We start from the raw sequence: 2,331 nt of genomic DNA on the forward strand, positions 1-2,331 counted from the left end.
CTGACGCCCGACAGCAGCCGCTGGTTATGGCTGTACAGTGCATTTCCGGCGCATGAAGGAAATATACTGGATTTACGGGATATTGAGCAGGGGCTGGAAAACCTCCAGCGTCTGCCCACCGTCCGGGCTGAAATGGAAATCGTTCCGGCAGACCAGCCCGGTGAAAGCGATATCATTATTTCCCGCCAGCAGAGTAAGTTCTGGCGGCTGGGGCTGTCGCTTGATGATTCCGGCACCACCTCCACCGGGCGTTATCAGGGCGGTCTGACACTTTCGCTGGATAACCCGCTGGCGCTGAGCGACCTGTTCTGGTTTTCAGTGAACCATGATTTACAGACCGGACGCGAAAAAGGTAACCAGAACCTCAGCGCCCACTGGTCTGTTCCGGTGGGATACTGGTCATTTGGTCTTACCGGCAGCGACTACCATTATCATCAGACGGTTGCCGGGTATTATGAGGATTACCGCTACAGCGGTAAAAGTCAGAGTCTCACGGCACAACTGAGCCGGGTGCTGCACCGCAGCAGTTCGCAAAAAACCACCGCCTCCCTTGACGTCCAGACCCGCACCACACGCAACTATATCAATGACACCGAAGTGGAAGTGCAGCGCCGCCATGTCTCCTCATGGAAGGCCGGACTTTCACACCGGCATTATATCGGTCCGGCCACGCTGGATGCGGGTATCAGTTACCAGCGGGGCACCCGCTGGTTCGGGGCGCAGCCTGCCCCTGAAGAGTTCTTTGATGAAGCCACGGCACTCAGCCGTATTCTGCGAACCGATGCCCGTCTGAGCCTGCCATTTTCTTTCGCCGGACAGACCTTCCGTTTTGATACCGCCTGGCAGCGCCAGACCAGTAACACGCCGCTCACATCTCAGGACCAGTTCTCCATTGGTGGTCGCTATACCGTACGCGGTTTTGATGGTGAGCGTACGCTCAGTGCCGACCGGGGCTGGCTGGTGCGTAATGACCTGTCGTGGCAGACACCGCTGCCGGGGAGCGAGTTTTACTGGCGGCAGATTACGGCGAAGTCGGCGGTAAGGGGACCGAATATCTGACCGGAACGCATCTGGCTGGCGGAGTCGCCGGACTGCGGGGCCAGGTCCGGCAAACCGGCTACGACCTGTTTGCCGGTGTGCCTTTCTCCCGTCCTGACGGTTTTAAGACCAGCCCCGCCACGTTTGGCTTCAGCCTGAATATGGATTTCTGACCATGCGCTGTGGCGATTATACCGTACAGGCTCCGCTGCTTCTGGGCGGACAATTCTCTGAGGCAGAGATACTTGGCGCAGCGGTCTGGCTGTGGATGCATTCTCCCGTGCACCGGGATGCGCCGCTGAGTGTGTTGCCCACGGTACTGTTACCGGTCATCAAACTTGAACAGTATGTGCTGGTTTCACGGGGAGGACGCCCTGTCTGTTTTCTGAGCTGGATGTGGCTGAATGTGGAGTCAGAAGCACGCTATCTCACTGAACCGTCAGTGATGATAAGGGACGAGGACTGGTGCAGTGGTGACCGTATGTGGTTCCGGGACTTTATTGCCCCTTTCGGTCATACACCGGACATGTTGCGTCTGCTGCGCCATGACGTCATGCCCCAATTTTGTGCCCGTTCGCTCTGGCACCGGGGAGGAGCCGTGCGCCCCTGCATTAAAACCTTCCGGGGAAGTCACATCACGCGCGAGGAATTTCGGGCATGGAAGTCGCTCAGCCCTCCGCAGACCGGATTGATTCAGTGCTGAGTGATGTATCACTGTCAACAAAAATGAAACTCACGTCATAACGAGACAAACAGCAGAACGATAAATACCGGAAGGGAGTAATACCCATGAACAGGCTGTTATATCGCATCATTTTTAACAAAGCCCGCGGCATGCTGATGGTGGTCGCGGAAATTGCCCGCGCCTGTTCAGGACTCTTCCCCTTCTTCCGGCATCGGTCATACGCATTCACGTCTGATCAGTCGAATCAGTGCCGTCAGCTTCAGCCTGTGGCTGGCATCCGGTGTTATACAACCGGTTCAGGCAGCCATTATCGCGGACAAATCTGCGCCAGGCGGACAGCAGCCCACCGTTATCGGCACCGCAAACGGTACGCCGCAGATCAATATTCAGACGCCATCAGCCGGGGGCGTGTCACGTAACACCTACAGCCAGTTTGATATTGACCAGCAGGGCGCGATCCTCAACAACTCCCGCAAAAACACGTCAACACAACTGGGCGGAATGGTGTCCGCTAACCCGTGGCTGGCAAAGGGTGAAGCGAAGATAATCCTCAATGAAGTGAATGCCCGCGATCCGAGTAAACTGAACGGCTATATTGAGGTGGCAGG

1 protein-coding gene and 2 pseudogenes are annotated in these 2,331 nt (G+C 56.7%); all 3 read left to right on the forward strand.

The features are described from left to right. Positions 1-1,211 (forward strand): annotated as a pseudogene (locus GTGU_RS23020) (ShlB/FhaC/HecB family hemolysin secretion/activation protein); the annotation flags it as partial. A gap of 2 nt (positions 1,212-1,213) precedes the next feature. Next, positions 1,214-1,741, forward strand: a complete 528-nt coding sequence (locus GTGU_RS23025; RefSeq protein WP_038163267.1) for a toxin-activating lysine-acyltransferase — start codon at positions 1,214-1,216, stop codon at positions 1,739-1,741. Between the two features lie 86 nt (positions 1,742-1,827). Continuing rightward, a pseudogene (locus GTGU_RS23030) lies at positions 1,828-2,331 on the forward strand (ESPR domain-containing protein); the annotation flags it as partial.

This window comes from Trabulsiella guamensis ATCC 49490, from assembly GCF_000734965.1.
GTDB classification, from domain to species: Bacteria; Pseudomonadota; Gammaproteobacteria; order Enterobacterales; family Enterobacteriaceae; genus Trabulsiella; species Trabulsiella guamensis.